The organism is Amycolatopsis acidicola, from assembly GCF_007713735.2.
In the GTDB taxonomy this organism is placed as follows: Bacteria; Actinomycetota; Actinomycetes; order Mycobacteriales; family Pseudonocardiaceae; genus Amycolatopsis_E; species Amycolatopsis_E acidicola.
Genome location: NZ_VMNW02000021.1, coordinates 67,349 through 93,599, shown reverse-complemented (window position 1 = coordinate 93,599; position 26,251 = coordinate 67,349). Strand labels below are relative to the sequence as shown.

Below are 26,251 nucleotides of genomic sequence, written 5' to 3'. Positions count from 1 at the left end.
CGGTTCCGGCGCGACGATAGTCGACCGTGGAAGCGCTTTCCCTGTTTCCCACGGTGCGATCACCGGGCGGGCCCCAGCCGAGTCGGGGCGCGCTCACGCCCGGAGGTTCGCGCGCATCACCTCTGCCACGTCGTCGAATGCGGCACCCGGGGTACCTGGCAGTTCCCGGGAGGCGGCGCGAACGCGGGCGAGGATCTGCTCGGCGGAGCGGTCCGCCTCCGCCAGCAGCGTCGGCAGGTCGTGGCCGACGAGCACACCGTCCCGCTTCACGAACCTGCCCGCGACCATTACGTGCCGGATATCGGAGGGTTTCGTCTGGTAGATCAGCGTTCCCGGTGCGTCGAGGACGGGATGCACGGCCAGGCCCTGGCCGCCGGCCATGATCAAATCGGCCTTCTTGCCGACCGTGATGCTGCCGACGAGGTCATCGAGCCCGCAAGCCTCGGCGCCATTGATCGTCGCCCATTCCAGTGCCTGCAATGCCGTGGTGGACACCTGTTCGACATCCTTGCCGCTGAGATTGAGCTGCTCCGTGTCCGCCCAGCGCTTGAACGCGAGACCCATCCGCGCCTGCGTGATGAGGTCGCCTGAGTTCAGGGAAACCACATCGCACGACAGCGTGGGTTTGACGCCGAACTCGTCACATTTGGCGAAGACGGGACGCCCCATTCCCATGTTCAGTTCGGTCTCGACCGAGATCGACACCTTCACCCCGGAGTCGGCGAGGATGCGCCACCGCTCGTCGGTCAGCGCGTTGCAGTGAATGTGGACCTGATCGGGCCCGAGCAGCCCGGCCCGCGCCAGCGGTTCGAAGACCGAGGGTGCTGCCCACAGCCCGTCCATGTGTGTGGCGATCAGCGCGCCGTGCTCGCGCGCCGCCCGGATTTCGGCCCTGGTATGCGAAAACGGCACGATTCCGAGTTCGTTCAGCGACACGCCCAAGGTCACCAGGCCGTCGCCGCTGCCGAAATAGGTCTTGGCGATGCGCTCGAAGTCCGCGATACGGCTGGCGTGGCCGGGGAAATACGGTGGCGCCTCGGGACTGCTCTCGAAAAAGCCGTAGCAGAATTTGGCCCGGATTCCGGAATCACGAAGGCCGGTCACCGCGGCGTCGGAGTGATCCGGGGTGTTGTTGCAGTGCGAGAAGTCCAAGAGGGTGGTGACGCCGGCGTTCAACGCCTCCAGCGCGCCCAGCTTGTTGCCGAGGTAGACGTCGGCTGCGGTGTAGGCGGGAGACACCGCCAGCCGGATGCCGTAGAAGTAGTCGGCCATGGACCAGTCGGCACAGAGGGCGCGGACCTGGGTCTGCCACGTGTGCCTGTGGGTGTCGACCATGCCGGGCGCGACGATGTGGCCGCTGAGGTCGAGGATCTCGGCGTGCGCCGCCTCCACGTGCGCACCGACCGCGGCGATGGTGTCGTCCTCGATGAGGATGTCCCCGCGTGGCAGCACTCCGGTCGCCGGGTCCATGGAGACGATGTGCGCGTTCCGCAGGAGTACTCGGGTCGTCATCGTGATGAAATCCTTTCGTCCCCGGCATCCGGTGTCGTGTTCAGTTTCCTGATCGCCAGCTCGGCCAGCAGTCTGGCGACATCGGGCACGACCGAGTCGTCGAATCGCACGTCGGGTGAGTGGTTGGTGGGCAAGGTGTCAGGATCGCTTCCCATCGCGGCGCCGACCAGCACGAACGCGCCGCCCGTCTCCCCGAGGAGGAGCGAAAAGTCTTCCGAGAGCATCTCCGGCACGGGCAGGTCCCGGTAGCGTTCGGCGCCGAACAGCTCCCTCGCGGTGCCACGCACGAGCGCTGCCCCATCGGCGTCACTGACGGTCGCACCGAGGTCCGGACCGGTCCGCGCCCGAAGCCGGAGTCCGTAGCTTTCGGCGATGGCCGTCGCGATGCCCTGGATCCTGGCGTAGAAGTGGTGCGCCCGCGCGCGGCTTGTCGCGCGCAGGCACACCTTGAGCAGGGCCCGGCTCGGAATCACGTTGGCCGCGGTCCCGGCCGTGAGCGAGCCGACGGTGACGACGAGCGGATCCGCCGGCGAGGTGTTCTGGGCGACGAACGTCTGGATCGCCTGCACCACCAAAGCCGCCGTAGAGACCGGGTCGAGCGCCATGTGCGGGCGCGCCGCATGTCCCCCGCGACCCAGCAGTTCGAGGTCGAACACGAGCGCCGCGCCCATCACCGTGCCCTCGCGGCAGAAGAACATCCCCGCCTCAACATAGGAGAGCACGTGTACGCCGTACGAGGCGATCGGCGTCTGTCCGGTGACCAGGTGCGTCTTCTCGCTGATCACCAGCTCCGCTCCCCCGGCGCCCTCCTCCCCTGGCTGGAACAGCGCCAGCACAGTGCCGCGGAACTCGTCCCGCCTCCGGTACACCTCGTGGACGGCACCGACCAGCCCGGCCATGTGCAGATCATGGCCGCAGGCGTGCATGTTTCCGTTGACCGAGGCGAACTCCTCGCCCGATTCCTCGGCGACCGGCAGCCCATCCATGTCCGCGCGCAGCAGCACTGTCGGGCCAGGCCCGGCCCCGGGGATCACCACCGCGAGCGACGAGCACCTGTCACTGGTGTGGACCACCAGGCCGAGGGGTTCGAGTGTTTCCATCACGAGTTCCCGGGTTTTCGGCAGGTGCAGGGCGAGTTCCGGCGTCCGGTGCAGTCGGCGGCGGAGGTCGATCAGGTCGATCACGAAGCTCCCTCCGATGGGCTTGCCAGTTCGCGCGATGCCACGCCCCTCCTGCGTTTCCCGCGCCCTCCGACTACCGCGCCGATGACGGCGGCGAGCACGAGGACGTAAGGCAGGCGGGCGATCACCGGGGAGTCCGACCCGGTGATCAGGGCGAAGTTCTTCACGATCAGCGTGCACGCCAGCGCCAGGCCGGCCGCCGCGAGCAGCGGCGCCAGCACCGCTTGCCACACTCCTGGACTGCGCTCGGGGTGGCGCCGGAAGTAGGCGATGACCGAAAGGGAGACAACGGCTTCCATCGCGACGATCCCGAGCGTCGACAGGCCGACGAAAGTAGCGGCGAACTGCGTCAAGGGATCCGCGCCCGCGATGGCGTAGATACCGCCGACGACGATCGTCAGGATGGTCTGGACCACGATGCCGAAGTGTGGTGTCCGCCGTGTGCGGTGGGTCCTGGCGAACGGCCGGGGCAGATAGCCGTCGCGGGCGAGCGAAAACGTGTACCGCGACGAAGAGTTGATCGTCGCGATGAGCACGGCGAACACACTGGTCACCACGAAGACTTCCATAAGGTGCACGGCCCACGGTCCGAGCACCGCGCCCGCGGCCGCGAACATCATCTCACCGGGATTCTCCTGCGCCGCCTGGACGGCTCCGGCGCTCCCGAGGGACGCGATCAGGGACCACGCGGTGGCGATGTAAAGGACGCCGATGACGGCGATCGCGAAATACGTCGCGCGGCGGACGGTGCGCTTCGGATCCTTCGCTTCTTCGGAAAAGACCGCGGTCGCTTCGAAACCGATGAATGTGGCGAACGCGAACGCCAGCGCGACCCCGATCGAACCGCCGAAGGTCTCCGCCGGTGAGAACGCCTGGAGCGAATACGCTCCCGGGCCCGCCACGACCAGCGTGCCGATATCGAAGACGACGAGCAGGGCCGTCTCGACGCCGAGCAGGATCATCATCGCGCGGACGCTGGCCTCGATTCCCGTAAAGGCCAGCACACCGGCGATCAGGACGCCGAGAATCGCCAGCGGGAACCAAGGCACGTGCACGGAAAGTTCAGTTTCCAGGATGGTGCTGGCGAAGTACCCGAAAAACGCACTGATCGCGAACACCATTCCGCTGTAGGCGACCACGGACAAATATCCCGCGGCGACGCCGGCGCGACGACCGAGACCCGCCGCGATGTAGGCGTAGAACGCGCCGGCGTTGGTCATGTGGCGGCTCATCGCGGCGTAGCCGACCGCGAAGAGCAGCAGAACGACGGCGGCCAGCAGCCACGCGCCCGGTGCGCCGGCTCCGTCCCCGAGCCCGATGGCGAGCGGGATGCTGCCGACGCTCGCGGCCAGTGGCGCCGCGAAGGCGATCACGGCGACGACCATTCCGGCAACGCCCATCGTGCCGCGGCGTAATCCGCCGCCGGTTTCTTCGAGGGAGGACGCAGTTCCCGTTTCCTTTTTCTCGGTCATTGGGCGGCCTTAGCGGCTCGGACCGCGTCCGCGTAGATTTCCCGGGCAGCCGCATCCGCGGTCGCGAAGGCGCCGGGCGGGGTGCCGGGGAGTTCCTGGCCGGCATCGCGAATCCGGCCGAGAATCGCCTCGGCGGCGCTGTCCGCCTCCTCGGTCAACCGCGGCATGTCGACGCCGGTGAGCACGCCGTCGCGTTTGACGATCCGGCCATCGACGAGAACCGTCCGCACATCGGCGGCCGTCGTCTGGAAGACGAGCGTGGCGTAGGGGTCGATCCTCGGGTGCTGTTCGACCGCTCCCCCGCCCACGAGCTGCACGTCCGCGCGCTTGCCGGGGGTCAGCGAGCCGATCCGGTCACCGAGCCCCAGTGCGTGCGCGGCGTTGACCGTGGTCCATTCGAGCGCTTCCTTCGCGTTGGTGGTCACGGATTCGGGCATCGCGCCCGCCAGGTTGACCGCCTCGGTCGACTCCCAGCGCGTGAAGCCGAGCCCGAACCGCATCTGGTGCCACAGATCGCCGGAGTTCAGGGAGACGACGTCCGCGGACAGGGTGGGCGCGACCCCGTGGCGGCGGCACCGCTCGAAGACCGGCCGCCCCATCGACATGTTGAGCTCGGTCTCCACGGAGATCGAGATCTTCCCCCCGCTGCGGGCGATCGCTTCCCATTCGGTGTCGCCGAACTTGTTGCAGTGCACGTGCACCATGTCCGGGCCGAGCAGCCCGAGCGCGTCCAGCTCGACGTACCCGTCGCACATCACGCTGCCCCAGACGTCCCCGGCGTGGTTGACGATCAGCGCGTTCCGTTCGCGGGCGGCGACCAGCTCGGCGACCGTCTGTTCCCACGGCAGGCAGAACAGCTCGGACAGCGACACGCCCAGGGTCAGCAGTCCGTCCGAGGCGAAGTACCGGTCGGCGATCCGGTGGAAGTCGGCGATGCGTGCGGAGTGCTCGCCGAACTTCGAGTTCCCGGGCGAGCTTTCGAAGAAGCCGTAACAGAAGGCCGCGCGGATCCCGGCCTCTTGAAGTCCGAGCACGGCCCCGTCGGAGTGGTCGGGGGTGTTGTTGCAGTGGGAAAAGTCGAGCAGCGTGGTCACGCCGGCGTTGAGCGCGTCGAGCGCGCCGAGCCGGTTGCCGAGCCGGACGTCCTCGGCGGTGTAGGCAGGCGAGATCGTCATCCGGATGCCGAAGAAGTAGTCGGCGAGCGACCAGTCCCCGCAGATCCCGCGGGTCAGGGACTGCCAGGTGTGGCGGTGGGTGTCGATGAGCCCGGGCAGGACGAGATGCCCGCTCGCGTCGATCACCTCGGCATCGACACCGTCCAGTGACGGCGCGACGGCGGCGATCACCCCGTCCTCGATCAGGATGTCGCCGCCCGGGAAGTCGCCGAGCGCGGGATCCATCGTCAGAACGTGCCCGCCCCTGAGCAGTGTGCGTGCCATCGTGACCTCCAGATACATAGCATCGAGGTAGATCCTATAGATTTGACGAGTAAGCTATAGTCCTACTCATGAATCTGTCAACGAGGTCGGAAGCGGTGGAGCCCTCGCGGTCCCCGAGCCGCGCGGAAGCCGCGTATCGGGAACTGCGAACCCGGATCCTGTCCGGGAAGTTCGAGCCGGGTGCCCGCCTTCAACCCGACGCGCTGGCCTCCGCGCTTTCGATGAGCCCCACGCCGGTCCGGGAAGCGATCCAGCGGCTGGCCGCGGAAGGGCTGGTGCAGTTCGTTCCGCAGAAGGGCGCGCAAGTGATCACCCAGTCGCTCGCGGACATGCTGGCGATCTACCAGTTGCGGATGGTCCTCGAGCCCGTGGCCTTTTCCCTGTCGATCCGGCGCGGCACCCCGGACTGGTCCGTCGGCGTCCGGCGCTCGTGGGACGCGCTCACCGGCTCGAGTCATCCCGGGGATACCTGGAACGCGGAGTTCGAGCAGAAGCACGCCGATTTCCATCTCCAGCTCATCAGCGCCTGCGACTCGGAGGCACTGTTGCGGGAGATCGAGCGCCTGCGCGCGCAATCGCTGATGTACCGCGCGGTGTCCCGCGCGCCGCATGGTCCCGGGGAGGGCTTCGAACGAGCCCACGAACCCCTGATGGCGGCGGCACTGCAGGGAGATCACTCCGGCGCGATAGATCTGCTCGTCGATCACATCGCGTCGGCCGTCGACGACGCGAGGCTCGCGGGTGATGTGGTGCTGAGCGAGGAACAGCGCAATGCCGCGAAGGAGTCCGCGAGGCTCGTCGCGGCGAGTTGGAACGCGGTGACGATCCGGCCGGCGACGGCCACCTCGGTCCAATGAGGATCGGACGGGTAGCACGCGGCGCGGACGCCACCCCTCGCCTCGTCGCGGTCGCACCGGAAGGACTCGTCGATTTGGTGACGGCCGACATCGCCCTGTCGATGCGGCGAGGAGTCACCCGCGAGGCCGCGACGCGCGTCGCGGAGGCCAAATTTCCGGGCAGCCTCACCACGGCATTGGACCGAGGGGCCGGTGTGCTCCTGGAGGAGGCGGCGGCCGCGCTCGCTTCCTTCGACGAGCGTGCGCTGATTCCCTTTGACGAGGCGGTATTTCTGCCACCGGCCAATCCACGGGTGCTGCGCTGCTGCTCGGCGTTCGAGGAACACGCCCGTAACGGCTTCAGCAGGCTCGGGCGGGACGTGCCCGCCACCTTCTACGAGTTTCCGCCCTACTACAAGGGAAGTCCGGCGGGCCTGATCGGCCACCGCGCGCCCGTGCGCTGGCCGGGCTACACGCAGTCGATGGACTACGAGCTCGAATTCGCCTTGGTCATGGGCTCGGGAGGCACCAACCTCCAACCCGAAGACGCCGCATCCCACATCTTCGGGGTGACCGTCATGAACGACTTCAGCGCGCGGGATACGCAGTCGCGGGAAGCCGGGCAAGGACTGGGCCCCGCCAAAGCCAAGGACTTCGCGACCGCACTCGGCCCCTGGATCACCACCCTCGACGAGCTCGACATCCACTCGCTGCCGATGATCGCCCGCGTGAACGGCGTCGAATGGAGCCGCGGGTCCTCCTCGACGATGACCTGGCTTCCGGAGGAGCTGGTCGCGTACCTGGCCTACGGCGAGGAACTGCTCCCGGGAGACGTGATCGCCTCGGGCACGGTCGGCAAGGGATGCGGGATGGAGCTGGGAAAAGAGCTCGCACCCGGCGACATCGTCGAGCTCGAGATAGGCGGAATCGGAACCTTGACCAACCAGCTCGGCCGGCCCGAGACATCCGGCTGGCGGCCCGTCCCGCGCCGGCAGTTCGCAGGAGGAACCTCATGACCATTTCGCCCACGCCGCGCGTGGCGGAGCTCGCGCCAGGCATCTTCGCCTACGTCCAGCCGGACGGGAGTGTCATGGTGAACAACGCGGGCTTCGTGGCGTCCGGCCCGGATCTGCTCCTGATCGACACGTGCGCCACCGAAGCGAGAACGAAGGCACTTCTCGGTGCGGCACAAGCGAAAACCGGCTTGCACCCCACCCTGGTGGTCAACACGCACCATCATGGCGACCACACCTTCGGCAACTGCGTGACGAATCCGGCGCCGATCATCAGTCACGAGTACGCGCGCCGGCGCATCCTGTCGACCGGGCTGGAACCGATGAGCCTGACGCCGACGGTCCAGTTCGGTGATCTCGTGCTGGCCGCCCCGACGATCACGATCGAGACGCGGGCACGGCTGTACGTCGGTGCCATCGAGGTGCATCTCCTCCATCTCGGAGTGGCCCACACCGCGGGCGACCTCGTTGTCTGGTTGCCCAAGTCGCGTGTGCTCTACGCGGGGGACATCTTGTTCAACGGCGGGACCCCGTTCCTGATCGACGGCAGTCTCGCCACCTACGACCGGGTTCTCGACGAGATCCGCGACCTCGATCCCCGCGTGATCGTCCCCGGACACGGCGATCCCGCCGGGACAGAACTTCTCGACGAGACACGGGATTACCTGCGATGGCTGCGCCGGGTCGTGGCGGAAGCCCATGAACGCGGACAATCCCCTCTCGAGGCGGCGCGGGCCGCGGATCCCGGACCGTTTTCCGCCTGGCTGGATTCCGAACGCCTGGTGGTGAACATCGCGCGCGGCCTGGCCGAGCTGAAGGGCGCCGCACCGGCGGAGCCGCTTGACTACGCGCAACTGTTCGCGGATATGACCACGCTGCGCGGCGGCCCGATCCACACGCTCGCATGAGCACCACGCACGTGAAATTGTCTCCCCTTGGTCAGGAGGAGGTGTCCACTGTGCACGGTCTGCTCACCCGGGCGCGCGACCGCGGTCAGTTCGATGCCACCCCGCCACCGCAGCGCGTGCGAAACCTGTTAGCCAGCCCCGATTCCGCGGCTCGCGTGGTCAGGACGGACGAGGGCCGGGTGACCGGTTTCGTGTCCGCGGGGCCGCTGGGGCTCGTGGGCCCACCACTCGCGCGAACCACTTTCGTCGAGGTCGTCGCGGATCATCGCGAGACCGAGGACGCGCTTTTCGAGTGGGCGCAGGCGGCCGCGAACCCCGGTACCGTGCTTCGTACGCTTCGGGGCAGCGGGAGCGCGGAGCCGCAAGGTTTCGCCAAGACGCGGGAGTTCTGGCGGATGGACGCCAGCGCGCTCGAAGAGCCGGTGCCACAGCGCGATGACCTCACCCTGCACGCCTACCCGACAGCGGCCGCCGACGAAACGGCGTGGATCACGATCATCAACGAGGCGTTCGCCGAACACTGGGGCGGCTATGTTCCGTGGACGCCGCAACGGTGGCGAGACCGCCTCGAAACAGATCTCGGGGGCGGCCCGCAGCTCCTCGTCCTCCGGGACGGGGAGCCCGCCGGGGTGCTGCTGAGCCGGATCGTCGAGCTCGACGACGACGGCGCGCGGCCCACCGGCTTCATCGAGGTGGTCGCGACCCATCCGGCTCACCGGCGCGCCGGAATCGCGGAATACCTGGTCCGCACCACACTGACACGCTTCGCGGCGGCCGGCGTCACGAGGGCGGTGCTGCTGGTCGACAGCACGAGCGAAAGCAGATCAGCCGCCGTCTACCGGCGTTGTGGATTCGAACCGACCTTCACGTACGACGTCTGGGAGAGGCAGGCGAGCGAGCATCGGTGATCCGCGTTCGCGGTTTCCGGCGTTTCGGTGATCCGCTTCTTCGGCGGACCCGCGTCGTGGAGTCGCGCGTGACGAGGGTCGGCTCGAAGACGACCGAGCTGGGTTTCCGGCCTTGGAGAACGTCTTCGAGCAACCCGAACGCCGCTCGCCCGATGTCGAGCATCGGTGACCGGATCGTCGTCAACGGCACGGGCAGGCCGGCCGCGAGCGGCGTGTCGTTGTAGCCGACGACGCCCACGTCGTCGGGAACACGCAGTCCGTGCTCCCGCAACGCGCCGATGGCACCGATGGCGGCGAAGTCGTTGGTCGCGAAGATGGCGTCCGGTGCACGTCCGCTTTCGAGAAGTTCAGTGACGCCGGCACGTCCGGCATCGGCGTCGAATCCACTGTGGACGATGCGATGCGCCGGGAGATCGAGCCCGCCGGCGTCCAGGCCCGCACGGAAACCGGCGACACGGTGCGTCGCCGTCGACGCGTATCCGGGACCGGCGATGACGGCGGGCTCGCGGTAGCCGAGTTCGGCGAGGTGTTCCGCGGCGAGACGGCCACCGCGGACATCGTCGGCGAAGGAGCCGGCGTATTCCCCGGAAGAACGTGAAGCGAGGACGAACGGGACGCCGCGTTCCACGAGCCTCCGGAGGACGGCATCGTCCGCGCGCGCGTCGCACAGGATGAGTCCGTCGACACGGCGATCGAGAAGCTGCTCGACGCGGGCGTCGCGTTGTGCGGGGTCGTCGAGCGAGTTGGTCACGAACGCCGCATAACCCCGTTCGGACGCCGCTTGGTCGATGCCCTCGAAGACGGTCGCGAGAACGAAGTCCTGCAGACGGGGCACGATGACTCCGACGAGCAGGGAACGCGCGGTCCGCAAACTGGCGCCGTGCGGGTTGCGGCGGTAGCCGAGCTCCGTCGCGGCGCGCAGGATGCGCTCGACGGTGTCCGCCCCCGCCCATCGTTCGCGCTCGCCCGCAGGGCTGTTCAGCACTCGCGACACGGTGGAGACGTCGACCCTTGCCGCGGCGGCGACGCTGCGCAACGTCGGCGTCTTCTTCCCGGAGGCCACGTTCTTGACGGTACACAAACGTTTGAGTAGCTTCGGTGCGACACGTTACCCAATCGTTTGTGTACGGCGGAAGAGAGGCCACCATGGCGGAGCTCGCTGCCCGCGGCGGCGCGGCGATCCGACTCACGGCGGGGGATGACCTCCTCGTGACCACCACGCACGGGCAGCAGGTCGTCGACACGTGGGCGCTCTCCGCGACCGACGTCGCCCGGTTCGTCTCGGCCCCGCACCCGTGGAGGCACACGGGCAGGCTCACCGTGCGGGCGGGCGACGACGTGGTGTCAGGCTCGTGACGGGCTTCGTCGAAGCGCTCGAAGCGGCGCGCGCCACGCGGGACACCTTCTTGCAGCTCACGCCCGCGAGAGCCGAGCGGGATGCCGAGCGCGCACGGACGATCCGAGGCCCGCTCGCGGCGATTCCGTTCGCTGTCAAGGATGTCTTCGATGTCGCCGGCACACGCACGTCCGGTGCCTCGCGGCTGCTGGACTACCGCTCGCAGGCCACGGCCGACGCCGAAGCAGTACGTCGTATCACCGCCGCCGGAGGCGTTTGCGTCGGCAAGACGACGCTGAGCGAGCTCGCCTACTCCGGGCTGGGAGTGAACGACCGGTTCGGCACGCCGACGATCCGGCGCGGCGGACGCGAATATGTCGTGGGTGGCTCGTCGTCCGGCGCTGCCGCCGCCGTACGCGCCGGTATCGTATCCGTCGCCCTCGCGAGCGACACCTCGGGCTCGGCGCGGATTCCCGCGGCGTGGGCGGAGGTGTACGGGTTCCGTCCGAGCATCGGCCGCTACCCGGGCGCGGGGATGCTCCCCCTTTCGCCGACGCTGGACACTGTCGGCATCATCGCCGCGGACGCGGCCACCCTCATCGACGTCGACGCGGTACTCGCGCGAGAACCGCGTCGACGCGAGGAGCGGCCATCGGCGAAGTTCGCCGTACCGCACGATGATTATCTCGACGGCTGCGACCCCGCCGTCCTCGCCGAATTTCACGCCACCATCGACGATCTGCGCGACCGGGGGATTTCCCTCGAGCAGCGCCGGTTTTCCGCCCTCGACATCGCCCGCGGTCTGCACGCCACAGGAATGCCCATAGTGGAGGAAGAAGCCTTCGCCGCCTACGGCCCATACCTCGATCGGCACCCCGCCCGGCTGACCGCCGCCGTCCGCCGCAGGCTCGAACGCGCGCGCCTGCGCGGCCGCGAGCATTCCGCCACGCCGCTCCGGAACGCCATGTCCGCGCTGCGGGCGCGCTTCGCGGAAGAACTCCGCGACGACATTTTGCTGAGCCCCACCACCGAGATCGACGTCCCCACGCTGCACGATGTCCGAACGTCCGCCGAGCGGGAGGACGAGCTCAACTCGCGGGCGTTACGGCTCACGATGACACTGAGCTATTTGGACAGTCCCAGCGTGGTGCTACCTCTCTCGTCGCGCGCTCGTTCGCATACCGTCGCACCGAACCTCCAGCTCTCCGCCCGTTCGGGGAGAGATCGCCGGGTTCTCGTCGAAGGAGCCCGGCTCGCCACGTACGACAGCAGGACGAGAGAGGAAGAATCCGCATGACCACGCAAGCCTGGCTTCCCCGGGGAGCCGCGGCCGTCGCCTGCCTGACCTTCGACGTCGACGCCGAAACCGGCATCCTCTCGGCGGACGCGAGCGCCGCGGACCACGCGATGGCGATCACCCACCAGCAGTTCGGACCGGACGTCGGCGTGCCCCGCATCCTCGGCATCCTCGGCGATCTCGACGTTCGCGCGACTTTCTTCTTCCCGGGCTGGGTCGCCGAGCGGCGCCCGGACCTCGTCACCCGGATCGCCGAAGCCGGGCACGAGATCGGCCACCACTCCTACAGTCACGTTCCCGCCTCGTCCATGACGCGCGACCAGGAGGAACGGGACTTCGACCGTGCGCTCGAAGTGTTCCGGCGGATCGGGGTGCCGATCCACGGACACCGCGCCGGGCTGTGGGAGGCCAGCTGGTCAACCCCCGCGATCATCGCGGAGCGCGGTCTGTCCTACGACAGCTCCCTCATGGGCCGCGACACGCCCTACCGCGTGGCCACGCCGAAGGGCAGCATCGTCGAGCTGCCCCCGCACTGGTCACTCGACGATTGGGAGCAGTACGCCTTCCTGCCCTTCCCCGAAATCGGGCAGCACATCAAGAACCCCGCCGACGTCCTGAGCATGTGGCGAGCGGAGGTCGACGCGATGCGCCGGTTCGGCGGGCTGTTCATGCTCACCAACCACCCGTTCCTCACGGGACGGCCTGCTCGCGCGGTCGCACTCGAACAGCTCATCGGGCACATCCTGGATGCCGGTGACGTCCCGATCCTCACGGCGCACGAGCTCGCGGCACAGCTGTCGGAGGTCGTGCTCCCGGAACATGAGCACACGCGCCCCGAGCTCGAAACAGGTCTCTTTCCGACGCATTGACGAACGCCGCCTCCTGTTCCGGCGGTCTTGCTCGATAAGACATCTCGCGGGTCGTAAACTTGCCTCGTGGAAGCTGAGGAGAGCGAAGCGTCGATCGATGGCGCCGTGGGCGCGAGACTGCGCCGGCTGCGGCGCGAGCACAAGCTGTCGGCCAAGGACGTGGCCGACGCCGCGCACGTGAGTCCGGCTTATCTCAGCAGGCTGGAACACGGCAAGATCAGCCCGACGGTGGCCACCTTGACCCGCATCGTGCAGGCGATGGGCGAGTCGGTGGGCAGGTTGTTCGGCGACGACACGGCGGGACCACTGGTGCGCCGGGCCGACCGGCGGATCGTGCACAACCGCGGGGTCGCCGACGAGATCATCACGCCGGCCATGGCGACCCGGCTGGAGGTACTGGAGACCACTGTCGAGCCCGGCGCGGGCAGTGGCCCCGCGGCTTATCACCATCCCGGCGACGAGGAATGCGTGCTGGTGCTCGATGGGCGGCTCCTCGTCTGGCTGGACGGCACCGAACACGATCTGCGCGAGGGCGACGCGGTGACCTTTCCCTGCCGGACCCCGCATCGCTGGGAGAACCCCGGCGATGCGGCCGCCCGCGTGCTGTGGGTGATCACCCCGGCCGGCTATTGAGCCCAAATCTTGCTTCATAGAGCAAGATTTATTTGACTTCTTGACTTCAACTCCTGCATGCTGCGGAGGTACGTGCTGACGCGCACCTCCGCGAATGTGAGGGGAAGTCGAGAAGATGTCACAGCAGGGCCCGATTGATCTGCCGTTCGGACTGGGTGCGTTGCCGTTGCGCAACCGCGCGGTCGTGGCCCCGATGAGCCGGGTGAGCGCCGGAGCCGGCGGGGTACCCACCCCGCGGTTGGCCGAGTACTACGCCGGGTTCGCCCGCGGCGGGTTCGGCCTGGTGATCACCGAGGGCGTGTACACCGACCAGCTCTACAGCCAGGCGTACGACGGGCAGCCGGGTCTGGTCACGCCCGGCCAGATCGACGGCTGGCGCGTAGTCACCCGAGCCGTGCACGACGCCGGTGGGCGCGTCCTGGCGCAACTGATGCACGCGGGCGCACTGTCACAGTGCCGCACCGCGACCATCGCCCCCTCGGTGGTGCGGCCGCGCGGCGAGAAGATGCCGGCGTACGGCGGAGAAGGCGCCTTCCCGATGCCGGCGGCGGCCACCGACACCGACCTGAAGGCCGCGATCGACGGTTTCGCCGCGGCCGCGCTGGCCGCCCGCGAAGCCGGCTTCGACGGCGTGGAGATCCACGGCGCCAACGGTTATCTCCTCGACCAGTTCCTCACCGGGTACACCAACCTTCGCGACGACCGGTACGGCGGAGACGCGGCGGCGCGGGCCACGCTGGCGGCGGAAGTCGTCGACGCCGTCCGCCGTGCGACGGACCGCGAGTTCGTCGTCGGGATCCGGTTGTCCCAGACGAAGGTCAACGACTTCGACCACCGCTGGGCCGACGTCGCCGAAGCCACCGCGATCCTGCGGACCGTGACCGAGCCCGGCCCCGACTACCTGCACATCGCCGGTGAGGGAAGGAACTGGCGCACGGCCGCGACGCTGCCCGGCGGCCCCACGATCACCCGCCTCGCCAGGGAGGTGACGTCGCTGCCGGTCATCGCCAACGGAGGACTGCACGATCCCGCCCAGGCAGCGGAGGTCCTCAGCGAGGGTGACGCGGATCTGGTGTCGATCGGCCGCGGCGCGCTGGTCACCCCCGACTGGCCGCGGCGGGTCCGCGACGGCCTCCCCCTGCGGCCGTGGGACCCCGCCCTCCTGTCACCGGCCGCCGATCTCGCCTCGCAACACGCCTGGCAGGCGAAGAACTGATTCCCCGAAACCGCATACGACCCTGAAAGGCTGCTCATGACCTCCGAATCCGGCAAACCCGCCGAGGAATGGCCCACGGTGCTGAGCGCGACCGAGCTGTCCAACAGCTTCCTCGGCAACCTGATCGAGATCTGTTTCGTCACCCGCGATCACCAGCGCACGATGGAAGGGCTGGTGCGCCTGGGAATCGGCCCGTGGCGGGTCTACACCTTCGATTCGGCGACCGTCACCCAGCGCACCTACAAGGGCGCGGAGGCCGACTGGGCGATCAAAGTCTGTTTCGCCGACGTCGGGGACATGGCGGTGGAGATCATGCAGCCGCTGTACGGTCCCTCGATCTTCCAGGAGTACCTCGACCGGCACGGCGAAGGCATCCAGCACATCGCGTTCGACGCGGGTGAGCGCCCCTGGAAGCAGCGAATCGACACGTTCACCGGGCGCGGCTTCCCGATGGTCCAATCAGGACGGTTCGCCGACCGCAACGCCTTCGCGTTCTTCGACACCGCGGACGCGACGGGCACCACCTTCGAAACCTACGACATCCCCCCGGATTTCGTCTGGCCGGAACCCGAAGCGTGGTTCCCCGGCCCGCCACCCGCCGGGCAGCGGCCCCCGGTGCGCGGGCAGGGAAGTGGCGAACGATGAGCGCCGCGGTGACGAGCATCGAACCGGTGCCCGTCACGCTCCGGACATCGACGCCCCGTAACCAGTTCTGGATCTGGGCCGGCGGCAACGTCGCCCCGATCAACTGGGTGCTCGGCACCCTCGGGGCCGGTCTCGGCCTCAACTTCGTCCAGACCATGATCGTGATCGTGCTCGGCAACCTGCTGGGCTCGACGCTGTTCGGCTTGTTCTGCCTGATGGGGCAGCGCACCGGGGTCAACCAGATGGTGCTGTCGCGGCTGCCGTTCGGCCGTCGCGGCGCCTACCTGCCGTGCCTGGTGCAGCTGGTCATGTCCATGGCATGGGTCGGCGTCAACACCTGGGTCGTGCTCGACTTCGCGGTCTCGGCGCTGGAGCGGATGGGGGTGCACGGCTGGTCCGGCCTGCCCTACGCGGTCGCGGCGATCATCATGGTCCTGCAGATCCTGCTCGCCGCCAAGGGATTCCGCGCGATCCAGGTGTTCGAGCGCTGGACGATGCCGGTGGTGCTGCTGGTGATGGTCGTGATGACCGTGCTCGCCGTGACCCGGGTCCCCATCCAGCCCTACGCCCACACCGGTGGTCCCGGCGGCGTCGTCGCCATGTCACAGCTGATGACCGCGATCGGGGTCGGCTGGGGCGTCACCTGGCTCGTCTACGCCTCCGACTACACCCGGTTCATGCCTCGCGGTCTGCCCGCGCGCAGGGTCTTCACCGGGACGGCGCTGGGCATGTTCCTGCCGACCGTATGGCTTGCCGGTCTCGGCGCGGCGCTGGCCTCGGCCGGGGGCGGCAGCGACCCCGCCCAGCTGGTGATCACCGCGTTCGGGTCGATGGCACTTCCCGTGCTGCTGCTGGTGCTGCACGGCCCGGTCGCGGCGAACATCGTCGTCATGTACTCCGCGAGCCTCGCCGCGCTGTCCATGGATCTGCGGATCGCGCGGTGGAAGATCTCGGTCGCGACCGGGGTGATCGCCTCCGTGGTGCTCGTGTGGTTCATCAACGCCTCCGACGTCGCCGCGGCCTTCGAACAATGGCTGGCGTCGCTGGTCCTGTGGCTCGCCCCGTGGGCCGGTGTCTGCCTGGTCGACTTCTTTCTGCTGCACCGCGGCGAAATCGACGTAGACGCGCTGTACAGGCCGGTACGGAAACGGTGGTCCGGTGGCTTCTCCGCGCGGGGCCTGACAGCGCTCGCGGCCGGGCTCGCGGCCAGCTGGGCCTTCCAGATGGGGACCGTGCCCGCCATGCAGGGATGGCTGTCCCGCGCGACCGGTGGACTGGACCTGTCGTGGCTGGCCGGCCTGCTCGTCGGCGGGGGCTGCCATTGGCTGCTGTCACGGCGGATGACGATCAACCCCGCGCCGGTTCAGCCGGCACGCCTCATCGAACAGGAGATCCGGCCATGACCGACAGGTTTCACCCGCTGGCCGCAGGTTCCGGCACCGCGATCGGCCTCGGCACCGGAGACCGGGTGCGGATTCGTAACGCCCACGGCGGCCAGGTCGTCGACACCTGGGCGTTCGCCAGGCCGGATCCGGCTGAGCACCTCTCGATGGAGCACACCCGGACCACGCTCGAGCGGATCACCCTCACCGTCGGCGACCACCTGCTGAGCTCTCGGCGGAACCCGATGCTCGCCCTCGTCGAAGACACCAGCCCCGGCGTGCACGACACGCTCGTGGCCGCCTGTGATCCCGCACGGTACGCCTCCCTCGGCGCCCGGGCCGATCATCCCAACTGCGCGGACAACCTGCGGGCGGCGTTGCGCACCGCCGGTCAGGAGGTGCCGGTGATCCCGGCGCCGCTCAACCTTTTCATGAACGTCCGGTGGGACCGGGACGGCCACCTGACGTGGCTGCCCTCTCCCGCCCGGCCAGGAGACGCCGTGGTACTCGAAGCACTCATGCCGCAATGGCTCGTGCTGTCGGCCTGCCCGATGGATGTCAACCCCATCAACGGACATCGGCCCCGGCCCGTCGACTACCAAGTCCGCACGCGAGCGCCATCGCTTTCCTGACCGGCTCCCCGGGCGGTGCCAGTTCCGTTGGCACCGCCCGGTTTCACGCCACAGCGCCCGTGAGGGCCGCGCGGCTACAGCTCGGCCATCGCGGATACCGGGTTTTCGATGGCGTCGGCGACGAAGCGAAGGAACCCGCCCGCCGTGCCGCCGTCGCAGACGCGGTGGTCGAACACCAGCGACAGTTGCACGATCTGCCGGGCCACGACCTCGCCGTCCACGACCCACGGGCGCGGGAGGATCCGGCCCATCCCGAGGATCGCGGCTTCCGGGTGGTTGATGATCGCCGCGCTGCCGTCGACGCCGAGTACGCCGTAGTTGTTGAGCGTGAACGATCCCGAGCTCAGTTCGGCCGCCGTCACCGTGCCTTCGCGGGCGGCCGCGGTGAGGCGCCGGATCTCGGTGTCCAGGCCGCGCATGCCGAGTCGATGCGCGTCGCGGACGGCGGGCACGACGAGACCTCGGCCGGTCTGCGCGGCGAGTCCGAGGTTGACCCCGCCGAAGTGGGTGATCTCGCCGCGCTCGGTGTCCACCCGCGAATTCAGCTCCGGGAACCGGGCCAGCCCGGCGACGACGAACCGCGCGACCATGGCCAGAATCCCCGGCGCGCCACCGTTTTCCTGGAGCCGCGCCCGGAGCTCGAGCAACGTCGTCGCGTCCACGTCCACCCAGGTGGTCGCTTCGGGGATCTCCGAGCGGCTCCGGGTGAGGGTGTCGGTGACGGCCTTGCGCAGCCCGGTCAACGGCACCCGGGCGCGGATCGGCAAACCCGTGCGGCGATCACTGTCCGCCGCGGGTGCGGGGGCGGCCGCGGTTTCGACGTCATGCCGGGTGATCAGGCCGCCGGGCCCGGTCCCCGTCAGCGCGTCGAGTTCCACGTTCCGGCGGCGGGCGAGCTGGCGGACGATCGGCGACTGCACGGCGGGCCGTTCTCCGTTGCGTGCCAACGTTTTCACGGCCGGCCGAGCCGCCTTGCGGCGGCGCCTGGCCGGCGCGGCGGCCGAGGTTCCGTATCCGATGAGGACATTGCCGGATCCGGCGCGTTCTTCTTCCACGTAGGCGGCTCCGGCGGCCGCGACGGAGATCAGCGGCGCGCCCACGGTGAGTGTGGCGCCTTCGTCGCCGTGCAGTTCCGCGATCGTTCCGGCGAACGGCGAAGGCACCTCGACCGCCGCCTTGGCGGTCTCCACCTCGGCCACGGGCTCATCGACCCGCACCGTGTCCCCGACTTTGACCAGCCAGCGCAGCAACTGGGCTTCGGTGAGTCCCTCGCCCAGATCAGGCAACGTGAAAACCCGGGTGCTCACGCGACGTCCTCCCACTGCAAGGTGTCGACGGCGTCGAGGATCCGGTCCACCCCGGGCAGGTAGTGCTGTTCGAGCTTCGGCGGCGGGTAGGGCACGTCGAACCCGGTGACCCGCCGCACCGGCGCCTCCAGGTGGTGGAAGCACCGCTCGCCGACCCGTGCCGCGATTTCCGAGGCCACGGAAGCGAAACCCGGCGCTTCGGCGATCACCACGACCCGTCCGGTCTTGCGGACTTCAGCGCACACGGTCTCGTCGTCGAATGGCACGATCGAGCGCAGGTCGACCACCCCGAGATCACGGCCCTCGGCCTTCGCCTGCTCGGCCGCGGCGAGCGCGACGGGCACCGACGGGCCGTAAGCGATCAGAGTGGCGTCCCGGCCGTCGCGGCGGACCGCGGCGTGACCGATCGGCGGCACGTACGCGGAGACGTCGACTTCTTCCTTGGCGAAGTAGTGCTTCTTGGGTTCGAGGAACACCACCGGGTCCGGGCTTTCGATGGCCGCGCGCAGCAGCCCATAAGCGTCGGCGTTCGTGGCCGGGGCGACGACAGTGAGGCCCGGCGTGTGCGCGTAGTAGGCCTCCGACGAGTCGCAGTGGTGCTCCACGCCGCCGATCCCGCCGGCGTAGGGGATCCGGATGACCATCGGCAGCCGGATCCGGCCACGCGTGCGGTTGCCGAGTTTCGCGACATGGCTCGCGATCTGTTCGAACGCCGGGTACGCGAACGCGTCGAACTGCATTTCCACGACCGGCCGCAACCCGTTCATGGCCATCCCGACGGCCAGTCCGGCGATCCCGGACTCGGCGAGCGGCGTGTCGAAACAGCGGCTCTCGCCGAAGTCCTCGTGCAGCCCGTCGGTCACCCGGAACACGCCGCCGAGCGGGCCGACGTCCTCCCCGAACACGACCACCGATTCGTCGGCGGACATCGCGTCGCGCAGTGCGGTGTTGATCGCCTGCGCCATGGTCAACTTGGGCACGGCCATCAGGCCTCCTCCAACTCGGCGCGCAGCTGAACGCGTTGCTCGGCCAGCTGCGCCGTGGGCGTGGCATAGACGTGCGCGAACATCTCCTCCGGGTCCGCGGGTGCCTCGGCGCCGAGCCCGGCCCGGACGGCGGCGGCCATCTTCTCCGCGGCGTCGGTGATCTCCTGCTCCACGGCATCGTCGAGGACCCCGGCCTCGGTCAGGTAGGCGCGCACACGCACCAGCGGGTCGCGCCGCGCCCAGCCCGCGACCTCGTCGTCGGTGCGGTAGCGGGTGGCGTCGTCGGCGTTGGTGTGGGCGTCCAGGCGATAGGTGTCGGCCTCGACCAGCGTCGGGCCTCCTCCCGCGCGCGCCCGGGCCACCGCGTCGCCGAGCACCTTTTCCAGCGCGGCCAGGTCGTTGCCGTCCACACGCACGCCGGGCATTCCGTACCCGATCGCTTTCGCCGCAAGGGAAGGCGCGACGGACTGGCGGGCCAGCGGGACCGAGATCGCGTACTTGTTGTTCTGCACCAGGAAAACCACCGGCGCGCGGAACACCGCGGCGAAGTTGCATGCCTCGTGGAAGTCGCCTTCGCTGGTCGCGCCGTCCCCGCACAGCGCCATCACGACGGTGTCCTCCCCCCTGAGCCGCGCGGCGTGGGCGACGCCGACCGCGTGCGGCAACTGCGTCGCCAACGGCGTCGCCTGCGGCGCGACCTTGTGCGCCACCGGGTCGTAGCCGCAGTGCCAGTCCCCGCGCAGCATCGTCAGCACGTCGACCGGATCCACACCGCGCGCGGCGATCGCCGCGGTGTCGCGATAGGTCGGGAAGAGCCAGTCGCCGTCAGCCAGTACGGAAGCGCACGCGACCTGGCAGGCCTCCTGCCCCCGCGACGACGGATAGACCGCGAGCCTGCCCTGCCGGACCAATGCCCCGGCCTGCTCGTTCAGCCGCCGCGCGGACACCAGCCGCCGGTAACCGGCCAAAAGTGTGGCGGGGTCGGGCTTTTCTCCGCCCATCACCACGGCACCGGACTCGTCGAGCGTCCGGGTCACGGTCAGGGCCGCGTCGAGCCGGTCGGCCTCCATCTCCACCTCCATCGGCGATCCACTGAGCCAGCATCCTGCCAACTTCCGTGGTCATTCGACTATTCTTTGCCGTTACTACGAGACGATTGACTGGCATTGGCCGCCTGGCCGCTCCACTCGGACCGGCCAGTGCCACCGCCGCCCCGGGGAGCGAGACGAATGGACGACATCGACGGACGGATCATCCGGGAGCTGGAAGCCGACGGCAGGCTGTCCGGTCGCGCGCTGGCCGAACGCGTGCTGATTTCGCGCGCCAACGCCTACTCGCGGCTGGAGCGCCTGGTCGCTGACGGGGTGATCACCGGCTTCACCGCCCGCGTGGACCCGGCCAAGGTCGGGCTGACGACCTCGGCGTACGTATCGATGACCGTCCGCCAGAACACGTGGCGGGACCTGCGCGAGCGGCTCCGGGCCATCCCCGAGGTGCGGCACATGGCGCTCACCGGCGGGGATTTCGACGTCATGCTCCTGGTGCGGGCGGAGGGCAACGACGCGCTGCGCCGGGTCGTCCTGGAACAGCTCCAGGCGATCCCGGGCGTGCTGTCGACGCGGACGTTCCTGATCTTCGAGGACGAGGAGAACTGACGGCCGGGGTCTCCGGCCACCGGATGAGGCCGCGCAACGAGCCGCCCCGCAGCATGGCCAGTTCTTCCGGCGTCAGCCGCTCGTCATGGCACAGGTAGGTGACCGCGGCACGGTAGTCGTGGTGGTGGCCGGCCCGGGTGATGTCCGAGCCCAGGCCACCCGCTCGACGCCGAACGCGTCGAGCACCCGATGCAGCGCGTCGTACACATCCGGGAACGGGTAGCCGGTTCGGGAAATGGCCTTCGAGCTCAGGTTCTGGATGAACCCGATCGTGCCGCCGGACGCCACGTCGATCGAACCGCGCGCGAGCGCCGCCGCCATGGAAGTGGTTCCGCCGGAAAGGTCTTCGTCGGTCACGTTCAGGCCCATTCGCTGGAAGGAACGGCGCCATCATGAAGGCCTTTACCCACGCCGCGGTGTCCCGCACCGGCACGGCAGCACGGCGATCCCCGATGCGCCCCTGTGTGGTCCCGGCCCGCGAAGTCACCGAAGGCCGGCGGGCCTCCTGGGCGACCGGCTACCTCCCCGCAAGCCGGGAACCGTGATCGGAGACGGCTCGCCGCTCACCCTCCCGCTAGGTCTGAAACTGACGGAGGTCGTTGACAGTCAGGGCTTCTGATCAAGGGAGGTCCTGTGGCTGAGTGAGCGTGGAGCGAAAAGGACCTGGTCAGGCGCGCGAATCGGCGGCTGGCTGTGCTTCGTCACGCGGAGGCGTTCAGACGCCCACCCCGCACGTCGAGCAAAGCGCCGGCGGCGCTCCCGCCAGCCGGCGCCTGCGCGCACAAACGACTCCGATCATTCAGAGCTTGCCGAGATCCAGCCGGCCGACCCTGTTGCCCGTGAACTCGCCGAAGTAGATGTAGCCGTTCTGCGAGTTGTTGATGTCGCAGGGGGCCGACACCGGTGTCGGGGTCTCGAACTCGCGCAGCTTGCCCGTCGACGGGTTGTACTGGCCGACCTTGTTCCCGGCGAACGCCAGGTTTCCCTCGGTGAAGTAAAGGTTCCCGTCACTGCCGATGCGAGTCGGGCCGGGGAACGGGAGCGGGTTGCCCAAGCCGATCGACACCGGCCCGCCTTCACGAAGCGCCAGCAGGTCGTACTCGGTCACCGCGCCGGTGGCCGGGTCGATCTTGCCGATCTTCTGCCCCGCCGTCTCCGAGAACCAGATCGTCCCGTCCGCGGCGGTGGTGACGCCCTGCGGGGCGGACACCGGGGTCGGGACCGGATACTCCTTGATCTGCTTGGTGTTCACGTCGATGGTGCCGATCTTGTTGCCGGTGATCTCGGAGAACACCATGGTGCTGCCGGGCCCCGGCTGGATGATCAGCGGCACCGACGCGAGCGTCGGGATCGGGTAGCTGGTGATCTGCTTGGTGGTCAGGTCGATGCGGCCGATGCTGTTGGTGGCGCCGTTGGTGAACCACATGCCGTTGTCCCTGCCACCGGAGATGTCGATCGTCGCCCGGACGCCGACGGGCAGGTCGTTCACGAGTCCGATGCTGTAGGGCACGTTGTAGCGATCCATGTGACCGGTCGCGGTGTCCATCCGGACGATCGCGTTGCCGGCGACCTCCGGGAACCAGAGCGCGCCGTCGCTCCCGAACTCCATGCCCGCGGGGATCCCGGCCGGGTTGGTCAGCGGGTATTCCGACGTCGCCCCGGTGGACGGGTCCAGCCGGGCGATCTTGTTGCCGCTGATCTCCTCGATCCAGGCGATCCCGTTGTGGTCGAACTCGACTTCGCACGGAGTGGCGGCGGGCGTCGGCAGGAACGGGTACTCGGTGACCGCGCCGGCGGCTTCCGCCTGGGGCGCGATCAGCACGCCGCCGACGAATGCCGCCACAGCGGCCGCGGCGGCCACTCGGCGCCGTGATGTGTTGCGGGACAAGACTTCCTCCGGTGAACTCAGAGTGCGTACGCTTCTACGGTTTGGGCGATGGTTTCGCCGCCGACGAGTGCTTCGTCCGGGGTCACGCCGGTGGTGACGACCTCTTTCCCGGCGAGGCCGAACGTGACCAGGGCTTGGCTGAGCGAAACGCCGCCGTGCGGAAACGCGTAGGCGACGGCGTCGCGGAACTGATCGCCGGTGTGCGCGCTCACCGCGATGTGGCCGCCTTCCACGATGATGTGCCCGAGCTCGGCGGGCTTCGTGTCCAGTCGCTGGGCCTGAATCGCCGCGGCGGCCGCTTCGCCGTCGCCCGCGGCCAGGCTTTCCGCGACCTGGGTGCCGGGGTCGGTGGTCGCCGCGTTCGCCGGGGCGGCCGCGAGCAGCGTCAGCAGGGCAGCGCAGGGCAGCGCCGCCTTCCAAGAAGACTTCATTGTTTTCCTGTTCTCGTTCATGTGGTGGCGAGCGGACTGCGCTCGTCCAATAGCCGCTTTCGCAAACCGATGAGATCCCGCCGGCGTCCGATCGCGACGGCACCGATGAGCCGGCCGGTACGGTGGCAGGCGATCGCGACGTCGCCGTCCAAGTCACCGGCCACGACCTCCCGGGCGTCAGCCAGTGCGGGCGAACCGAAGGCCTGGATGCGCAATCCGGCCTGGTCACTCCAGAACCCCGGCAGCGGCCGGAACCCGGCGGGCCCCGGGGTGCGGCCGAGCAACGTGAGCGCGGCCTGGCGAGCGGTGTCGACCGCCATGGTCCAGTGCTCGACGCGCCGGGGCACGTCGTCGATGAGCGGGTTGGGGAACCGGGCGACATCTCCTGCCGCCACAACGTCTTCGTGTCCCTGGACGCGCAGGCGGTTGTCGCACAGAACCCCGTCGGACAGGTCCAGCCCGTTGTCTTCGAGCCAGTCGACCGCCGGGGTGCAGCCGACGGCCTCGACGAGCAGGTCGGTCGGAAGATCGGTGCCGTCGGAGAGCACCACCGCGCGCAGAGTTTCGCCGCCATCGCATTTCGAAGCCACCGTGCCGAGCCGGAACTCGACCCCGCGGGCCTCGTGCCGCCGACGAAGCGCGGCACCCAGTTCGGCCCCGAGGACGGCCGCCATCGGCTCCGCTTCGGGCGCCACGATCGTCACCGAACACCCCGCATCGACCGCGACAGACGCGATCTCGCAGGCGATGAAGCTTGCTCCGAGAACTGTCACCCGAGCGCCGGGCCGCAGCGCGGCCGCGAGGTTCCGCGCGTCGTCGAGCGTCCGGACGACATGCCGACCACGCCGGGGCCCCGGGAGCGGCAACCGGCGCGGCCGCAGGCCCGTTGCGACGACGAGGCCGTCGTAACCGAGCTCGCCGCCGTCGGCGAGTTGAAGCCTGCGGGCCGCGAGGCTCACTTCCGTCGCCGGTACTCCCAGGCGCCACTCCGCCGCCCGCTCACCGGTCGTTTCCAGCTCCAGCCCGCCGGCGGCACCAGCGAGGACGGCCTTCGACAGCGGTGGCCGGTTGTACGGCCCATGACGTTCCTCACCGACGAGCACGACCTCGCCTCCGAACCCCTCCGCGCGAAGTGCTTCGGTACAACGCAGGCCGGCCAAGGAAGCACCGACCACGACAATCCTCTGCACGCTTTTCAGTCCTCGATGGTGATGGCCCGGACCGGGCACGACGTCGCGGCGAACCGGACGGCGTCCCGGGACTGCTCACCGGGACTCTCGTTCCAGACCAGGACGTCGTTGTCGTCGAACTCGAAGATGTCCGGCGCGGCGAAGACACACTGACCGTGGTCCTCGCACACGTCCATGTCGACCTTGACCTTCATGACTCTCCTTCAGCCGCGCCGGACCGGAAGCGCCAGCACCTGGTTGACGAACAGGTTCGCGCCCCGGACCGGCGCACCGTCCAGAACCAGCTTTTCCTGCCGTGCCACGAACTCCTCGAGGAAGATCTTGACTTCCAGGCGGGCGACGTGATTGCCCATGCAGTGGTGGACGCCCCCGCCACCGAACGCCATGTGCTGGTTCGGCGAGCGGGTGACGTCGAACCGGTGCGGGTCGGTGAAGACCTCGGGATCCCGGTTCGCGGCAGGGTAGAACATCAGCACCATCTGTCCTTTGCGGACAGTCTTGCCGCCGATCTCGACGTCGGACGTGGCGACGCGGGCGAAGTAGTTGATCGGCGTGATGTAGCGCAGCAACTCTTCGACCGCCGCGCCCGACTCGCCCCGGCCGATGGCCGCCCGGATCTCCGCGTCGATCTCGGGGTTTTCGAGCATGAGCCGCATCGCCTGGCCGATCGCCGTGTGGGTCGTCTCGAAGCCGGCCATGGTGAGCAGCACGACGTACTTCATGTACTCGCCGTCGGCGAGCGGCCGGCCGGCGTCGTCACGGGCATCGTTGAGTGCGGTGATCATGTCGTCGGCGGGGTGCTCCCGCTTGATCTCGCGCATCTTCGCGGCGAACCCCGCCATGTTCTGCAGCCCGCGGACGTGCCGTTCCATCCCGTTGGGCTCGTTGACGGCGAACACGTCGGTGGCGCATTCGACCACGTAGTCCCGGTCTTCGTCCCTGTCGATCCCGAGGATCGCCGCGATGACGAGGCCCGGCACGCGCGACGCGATTTCGTGGATGAAGTCGAACTTCTCCAGCTTCGCGGCGTCGTCGAGCACCCGGACGACGACCTCGCGGATCCAGCTGTCGAACTTGGACACCACGCGCGGGGTGAAACTCTTCTGCACCAGCTTGCGCAGCCGGGTGTGGTCCGGCGGGTCCATCAGCATCATCATGTCCGCCTGCTCGGCCAGTACCTCCGGCGGCGGGAACGGGTAGAGGTCACCCTGCGTGCTGGTGAAGTGCTCCTGGTCCTTCGAAACCGCGGCGATATCGGCCTGCCTCGTCAACGCCCAGTAGCCACCCGTCTCCGGCTCGTGCCAGGACACGGGTTCCTCACGCCGCAGCCGATCGAAAGTGTCGTGCGGGACGCCTTCCAGCCACACGTTCGGGTCGGTGAGCTCGACGGTGCCCGGTTCGTGGACGGCGGTCATGGTTTCTCCTTTGAAATCCCCGTGTTCGCGGTGCAGGTCAGGACCGGTGGATATTTTGGAGCCTGACCGTATCAATAATTAGTGACCGCCGCCACGCTGT

The 26,251-nt window shown here is 68.9% G+C and carries 27 protein-coding genes; 13 read left to right on the top strand and 14 right to left on the bottom strand.

Features of this window, described 5'->3' with window-relative positions:
* Positions 1-93: 93 nt before the first annotated feature.
* Genes FPZ12_RS17095 through FPZ12_RS17080 form a run of 4 tightly spaced genes read right to left on the bottom strand, consistent with a single transcriptional unit; the run spans position 94 to position 5,604 of the window.
* Positions 94-1,512, bottom strand: a complete 1,419-nt coding sequence (locus FPZ12_RS17095; RefSeq protein ID WP_144748195.1) for an amidohydrolase family protein — start codon at positions 1,510-1,512, stop codon at positions 94-96.
* Positions 1,509-2,696 (bottom strand): M20 metallopeptidase family protein, encoded by a 1,188-nt coding sequence (locus FPZ12_RS17090; RefSeq protein ID WP_166462791.1) that lies wholly within the window; start codon positions 2,694-2,696, stop codon positions 1,509-1,511. The genes FPZ12_RS17095 and FPZ12_RS17090 overlap by 4 nt, the downstream gene beginning before the upstream one ends.
* Positions 2,693-4,165, bottom strand: coding sequence for an APC family permease (locus FPZ12_RS17085; protein ID WP_144748197.1), 1,473 nt, complete (start codon positions 4,163-4,165; stop codon positions 2,693-2,695). The genes FPZ12_RS17090 and FPZ12_RS17085 overlap by 4 nt, the downstream gene beginning before the upstream one ends.
* Positions 4,162-5,604, bottom strand: coding sequence for an amidohydrolase family protein (locus tag FPZ12_RS17080; protein ID WP_243769882.1), 1,443 nt, complete (start codon positions 5,602-5,604; stop codon positions 4,162-4,164). Before FPZ12_RS17080 ends, FPZ12_RS17085 begins: the two co-directional genes overlap by 4 nt.
* A 68-nt stretch (positions 5,605-5,672) precedes the next feature.
* Here FPZ12_RS17080 and FPZ12_RS17075 point away from each other — a divergent pair, with 68 nt between their 5' ends.
* The 4 genes from FPZ12_RS17075 to FPZ12_RS17060 are packed head-to-tail and all read left to right on the top strand — an operon-like array spanning position 5,673 to position 9,269.
* Positions 5,673-6,461 carry a GntR family transcriptional regulator gene (locus FPZ12_RS17075; RefSeq protein WP_144748199.1) on the top strand — a complete coding sequence of 263 codons (789 nt, stop codon included), beginning with the start codon at positions 5,673-5,675 and terminating at the stop codon, positions 6,459-6,461.
* Positions 6,458-7,456: a fumarylacetoacetate hydrolase family protein gene (locus FPZ12_RS17070; RefSeq protein ID WP_150980368.1), complete on the top strand. Its 999-nt coding sequence runs from the start codon at positions 6,458-6,460 to the stop codon at positions 7,454-7,456. The genes FPZ12_RS17075 and FPZ12_RS17070 overlap by 4 nt, the downstream gene beginning before the upstream one ends.
* Positions 7,453-8,361 carry an MBL fold metallo-hydrolase gene (locus FPZ12_RS17065; RefSeq protein ID WP_166462790.1) on the top strand — a complete coding sequence of 303 codons (909 nt, stop codon included), beginning with the start codon at positions 7,453-7,455 and terminating at the stop codon, positions 8,359-8,361. The genes FPZ12_RS17070 and FPZ12_RS17065 overlap by 4 nt, the downstream gene beginning before the upstream one ends.
* Positions 8,358-9,269, top strand: coding sequence for a GNAT family N-acetyltransferase (locus tag FPZ12_RS17060; protein WP_144748202.1), 912 nt, complete (start codon positions 8,358-8,360; stop codon positions 9,267-9,269). Before FPZ12_RS17065 ends, FPZ12_RS17060 begins: the two co-directional genes overlap by 4 nt.
* Here the strand turns inward: FPZ12_RS17060 and FPZ12_RS17055 are convergent.
* The gene (locus FPZ12_RS17055; RefSeq protein ID WP_144748203.1) at positions 9,226-10,332 is read right to left on the bottom strand and encodes a LacI family DNA-binding transcriptional regulator; all 1,107 of its coding nucleotides are present in this window, start codon (positions 10,330-10,332) and stop codon (positions 9,226-9,228) included. The two genes, FPZ12_RS17060 and FPZ12_RS17055, sit on opposite strands and share 44 nt — an antisense overlap.
* 83 nt (positions 10,333-10,415) lie before the next feature.
* Between FPZ12_RS17055 and FPZ12_RS17050 the strand changes: the two genes are divergently transcribed.
* The 8 genes from FPZ12_RS17050 to FPZ12_RS17015 all read left to right on the top strand — a co-directional run bounded on the left by FPZ12_RS17050 (position 10,416) and on the right by FPZ12_RS17015 (position 17,279).
* Entirely contained in the window at positions 10,416-10,625 is a 210-nt protein-coding gene (locus FPZ12_RS17050) for a DUF1989 domain-containing protein (protein ID WP_144748204.1), read from the top strand.
* Entirely contained in the window at positions 10,622-11,902 is a 1,281-nt protein-coding gene (locus FPZ12_RS17045; protein WP_166462789.1) for an amidase, read from the top strand. The genes FPZ12_RS17050 and FPZ12_RS17045 overlap by 4 nt, the downstream gene beginning before the upstream one ends.
* Positions 11,899-12,771, top strand: a complete 873-nt coding sequence (locus FPZ12_RS17040; RefSeq protein WP_144748206.1) for a polysaccharide deacetylase family protein — start codon at positions 11,899-11,901, stop codon at positions 12,769-12,771. The genes FPZ12_RS17045 and FPZ12_RS17040 overlap by 4 nt, the downstream gene beginning before the upstream one ends.
* Positions 12,772-12,837: 66 nt before the next feature.
* Entirely contained in the window at positions 12,838-13,404 is a 567-nt protein-coding gene (locus tag FPZ12_RS17035; protein ID WP_144748207.1) for a cupin domain-containing protein, read from the top strand.
* 115 nt (positions 13,405-13,519) lie between these two features.
* Complete coding sequence (locus FPZ12_RS17030) at positions 13,520-14,620, top strand: NADH:flavin oxidoreductase (RefSeq protein WP_144748208.1); 1,101 nt, start codon at positions 13,520-13,522, stop codon at positions 14,618-14,620.
* A 36-nt stretch (positions 14,621-14,656) separates the two neighbouring features.
* Positions 14,657-15,265 carry a VOC family protein gene (locus FPZ12_RS17025; RefSeq protein ID WP_144748209.1) on the top strand — a complete coding sequence of 203 codons (609 nt, stop codon included), beginning with the start codon at positions 14,657-14,659 and terminating at the stop codon, positions 15,263-15,265.
* Complete coding sequence (locus FPZ12_RS17020; RefSeq protein ID WP_144748210.1) at positions 15,262-16,668, top strand: purine-cytosine permease family protein; 1,407 nt, start codon at positions 15,262-15,264, stop codon at positions 16,666-16,668. Before FPZ12_RS17025 ends, FPZ12_RS17020 begins: the two co-directional genes overlap by 4 nt.
* Positions 16,665-17,279, top strand: a complete 615-nt coding sequence (locus FPZ12_RS17015; RefSeq protein WP_144748211.1) for a DUF1989 domain-containing protein — start codon at positions 16,665-16,667, stop codon at positions 17,277-17,279. Before FPZ12_RS17020 ends, FPZ12_RS17015 begins: the two co-directional genes overlap by 4 nt.
* 74 nt (positions 17,280-17,353) lie before the next feature.
* Here the strand turns inward: FPZ12_RS17015 and FPZ12_RS17010 are convergent, their stop codons facing one another.
* From FPZ12_RS17010 to pdhA, 3 genes are read right to left on the bottom strand one after another with little or no spacing between them, the layout of a single operon-like run.
* Positions 17,354-18,586 (bottom strand): dihydrolipoamide acetyltransferase family protein, encoded by a 1,233-nt coding sequence (locus FPZ12_RS17010; protein ID WP_144748212.1) that lies wholly within the window; start codon positions 18,584-18,586, stop codon positions 17,354-17,356.
* On the bottom strand, positions 18,583-19,572 hold the full coding sequence (locus FPZ12_RS17005) for an alpha-ketoacid dehydrogenase subunit beta (protein WP_144748213.1): 990 nt from the start codon (positions 19,570-19,572) through the stop codon (positions 18,583-18,585). The genes FPZ12_RS17010 and FPZ12_RS17005 overlap by 4 nt, the downstream gene beginning before the upstream one ends.
* On the bottom strand, positions 19,572-20,654 hold the full coding sequence (pdhA, locus tag FPZ12_RS17000; protein ID WP_279537819.1) for a pyruvate dehydrogenase (acetyl-transferring) E1 component subunit alpha: 1,083 nt from the start codon (positions 20,652-20,654) through the stop codon (positions 19,572-19,574). Before pdhA ends, FPZ12_RS17005 begins: the two co-directional genes overlap by 1 nt.
* A gap of 147 nt (positions 20,655-20,801) precedes the next feature.
* Here pdhA and FPZ12_RS16995 point away from each other — a divergent pair, with 147 nt between their 5' ends.
* A complete protein-coding gene (locus tag FPZ12_RS16995) occupies positions 20,802-21,227 on the top strand; it encodes an Lrp/AsnC family transcriptional regulator (protein ID WP_144748214.1) in 426 nt (141 codons plus the stop codon).
* A gap of 72 nt (positions 21,228-21,299) precedes the next feature.
* Here FPZ12_RS16995 and FPZ12_RS16990 read toward each other — a convergent pair whose 3' ends face one another.
* From FPZ12_RS16990 to FPZ12_RS16965, 6 genes are all read right to left on the bottom strand, one after another.
* Positions 21,300-21,596, bottom strand: a complete 297-nt coding sequence (locus tag FPZ12_RS16990; RefSeq protein WP_144748215.1) for a hypothetical protein — start codon at positions 21,594-21,596, stop codon at positions 21,300-21,302.
* 430 nt (positions 21,597-22,026) lie between these two features.
* Positions 22,027-23,115: a Vgb family protein gene (locus FPZ12_RS16985; RefSeq protein WP_144748216.1), complete on the bottom strand. Its 1,089-nt coding sequence runs from the start codon at positions 23,113-23,115 to the stop codon at positions 22,027-22,029.
* Positions 23,116-23,132: 17 nt separating this feature from the next.
* Positions 23,133-23,546, bottom strand: a complete 414-nt coding sequence (locus tag FPZ12_RS16980; protein ID WP_144748217.1) for a hypothetical protein — start codon at positions 23,544-23,546, stop codon at positions 23,133-23,135.
* A gap of 17 nt (positions 23,547-23,563) precedes the next feature.
* Positions 23,564-24,736, bottom strand: coding sequence for an NAD(P)/FAD-dependent oxidoreductase (locus FPZ12_RS16975; RefSeq protein WP_208025875.1), 1,173 nt, complete (start codon positions 24,734-24,736; stop codon positions 23,564-23,566).
* A 5-nt stretch (positions 24,737-24,741) separates the two neighbouring features.
* The gene (locus FPZ12_RS16970) at positions 24,742-24,930 is read right to left on the bottom strand and encodes a ferredoxin (protein WP_144748218.1); all 189 of its coding nucleotides are present in this window, start codon (positions 24,928-24,930) and stop codon (positions 24,742-24,744) included.
* 9 nt (positions 24,931-24,939) lie between these two features.
* Positions 24,940-26,151: a cytochrome P450 gene (locus tag FPZ12_RS16965; RefSeq protein ID WP_144748219.1), complete on the bottom strand. Its 1,212-nt coding sequence runs from the start codon at positions 26,149-26,151 to the stop codon at positions 24,940-24,942.
* Between the last annotated feature and the right edge of the window lie 100 nt (positions 26,152-26,251).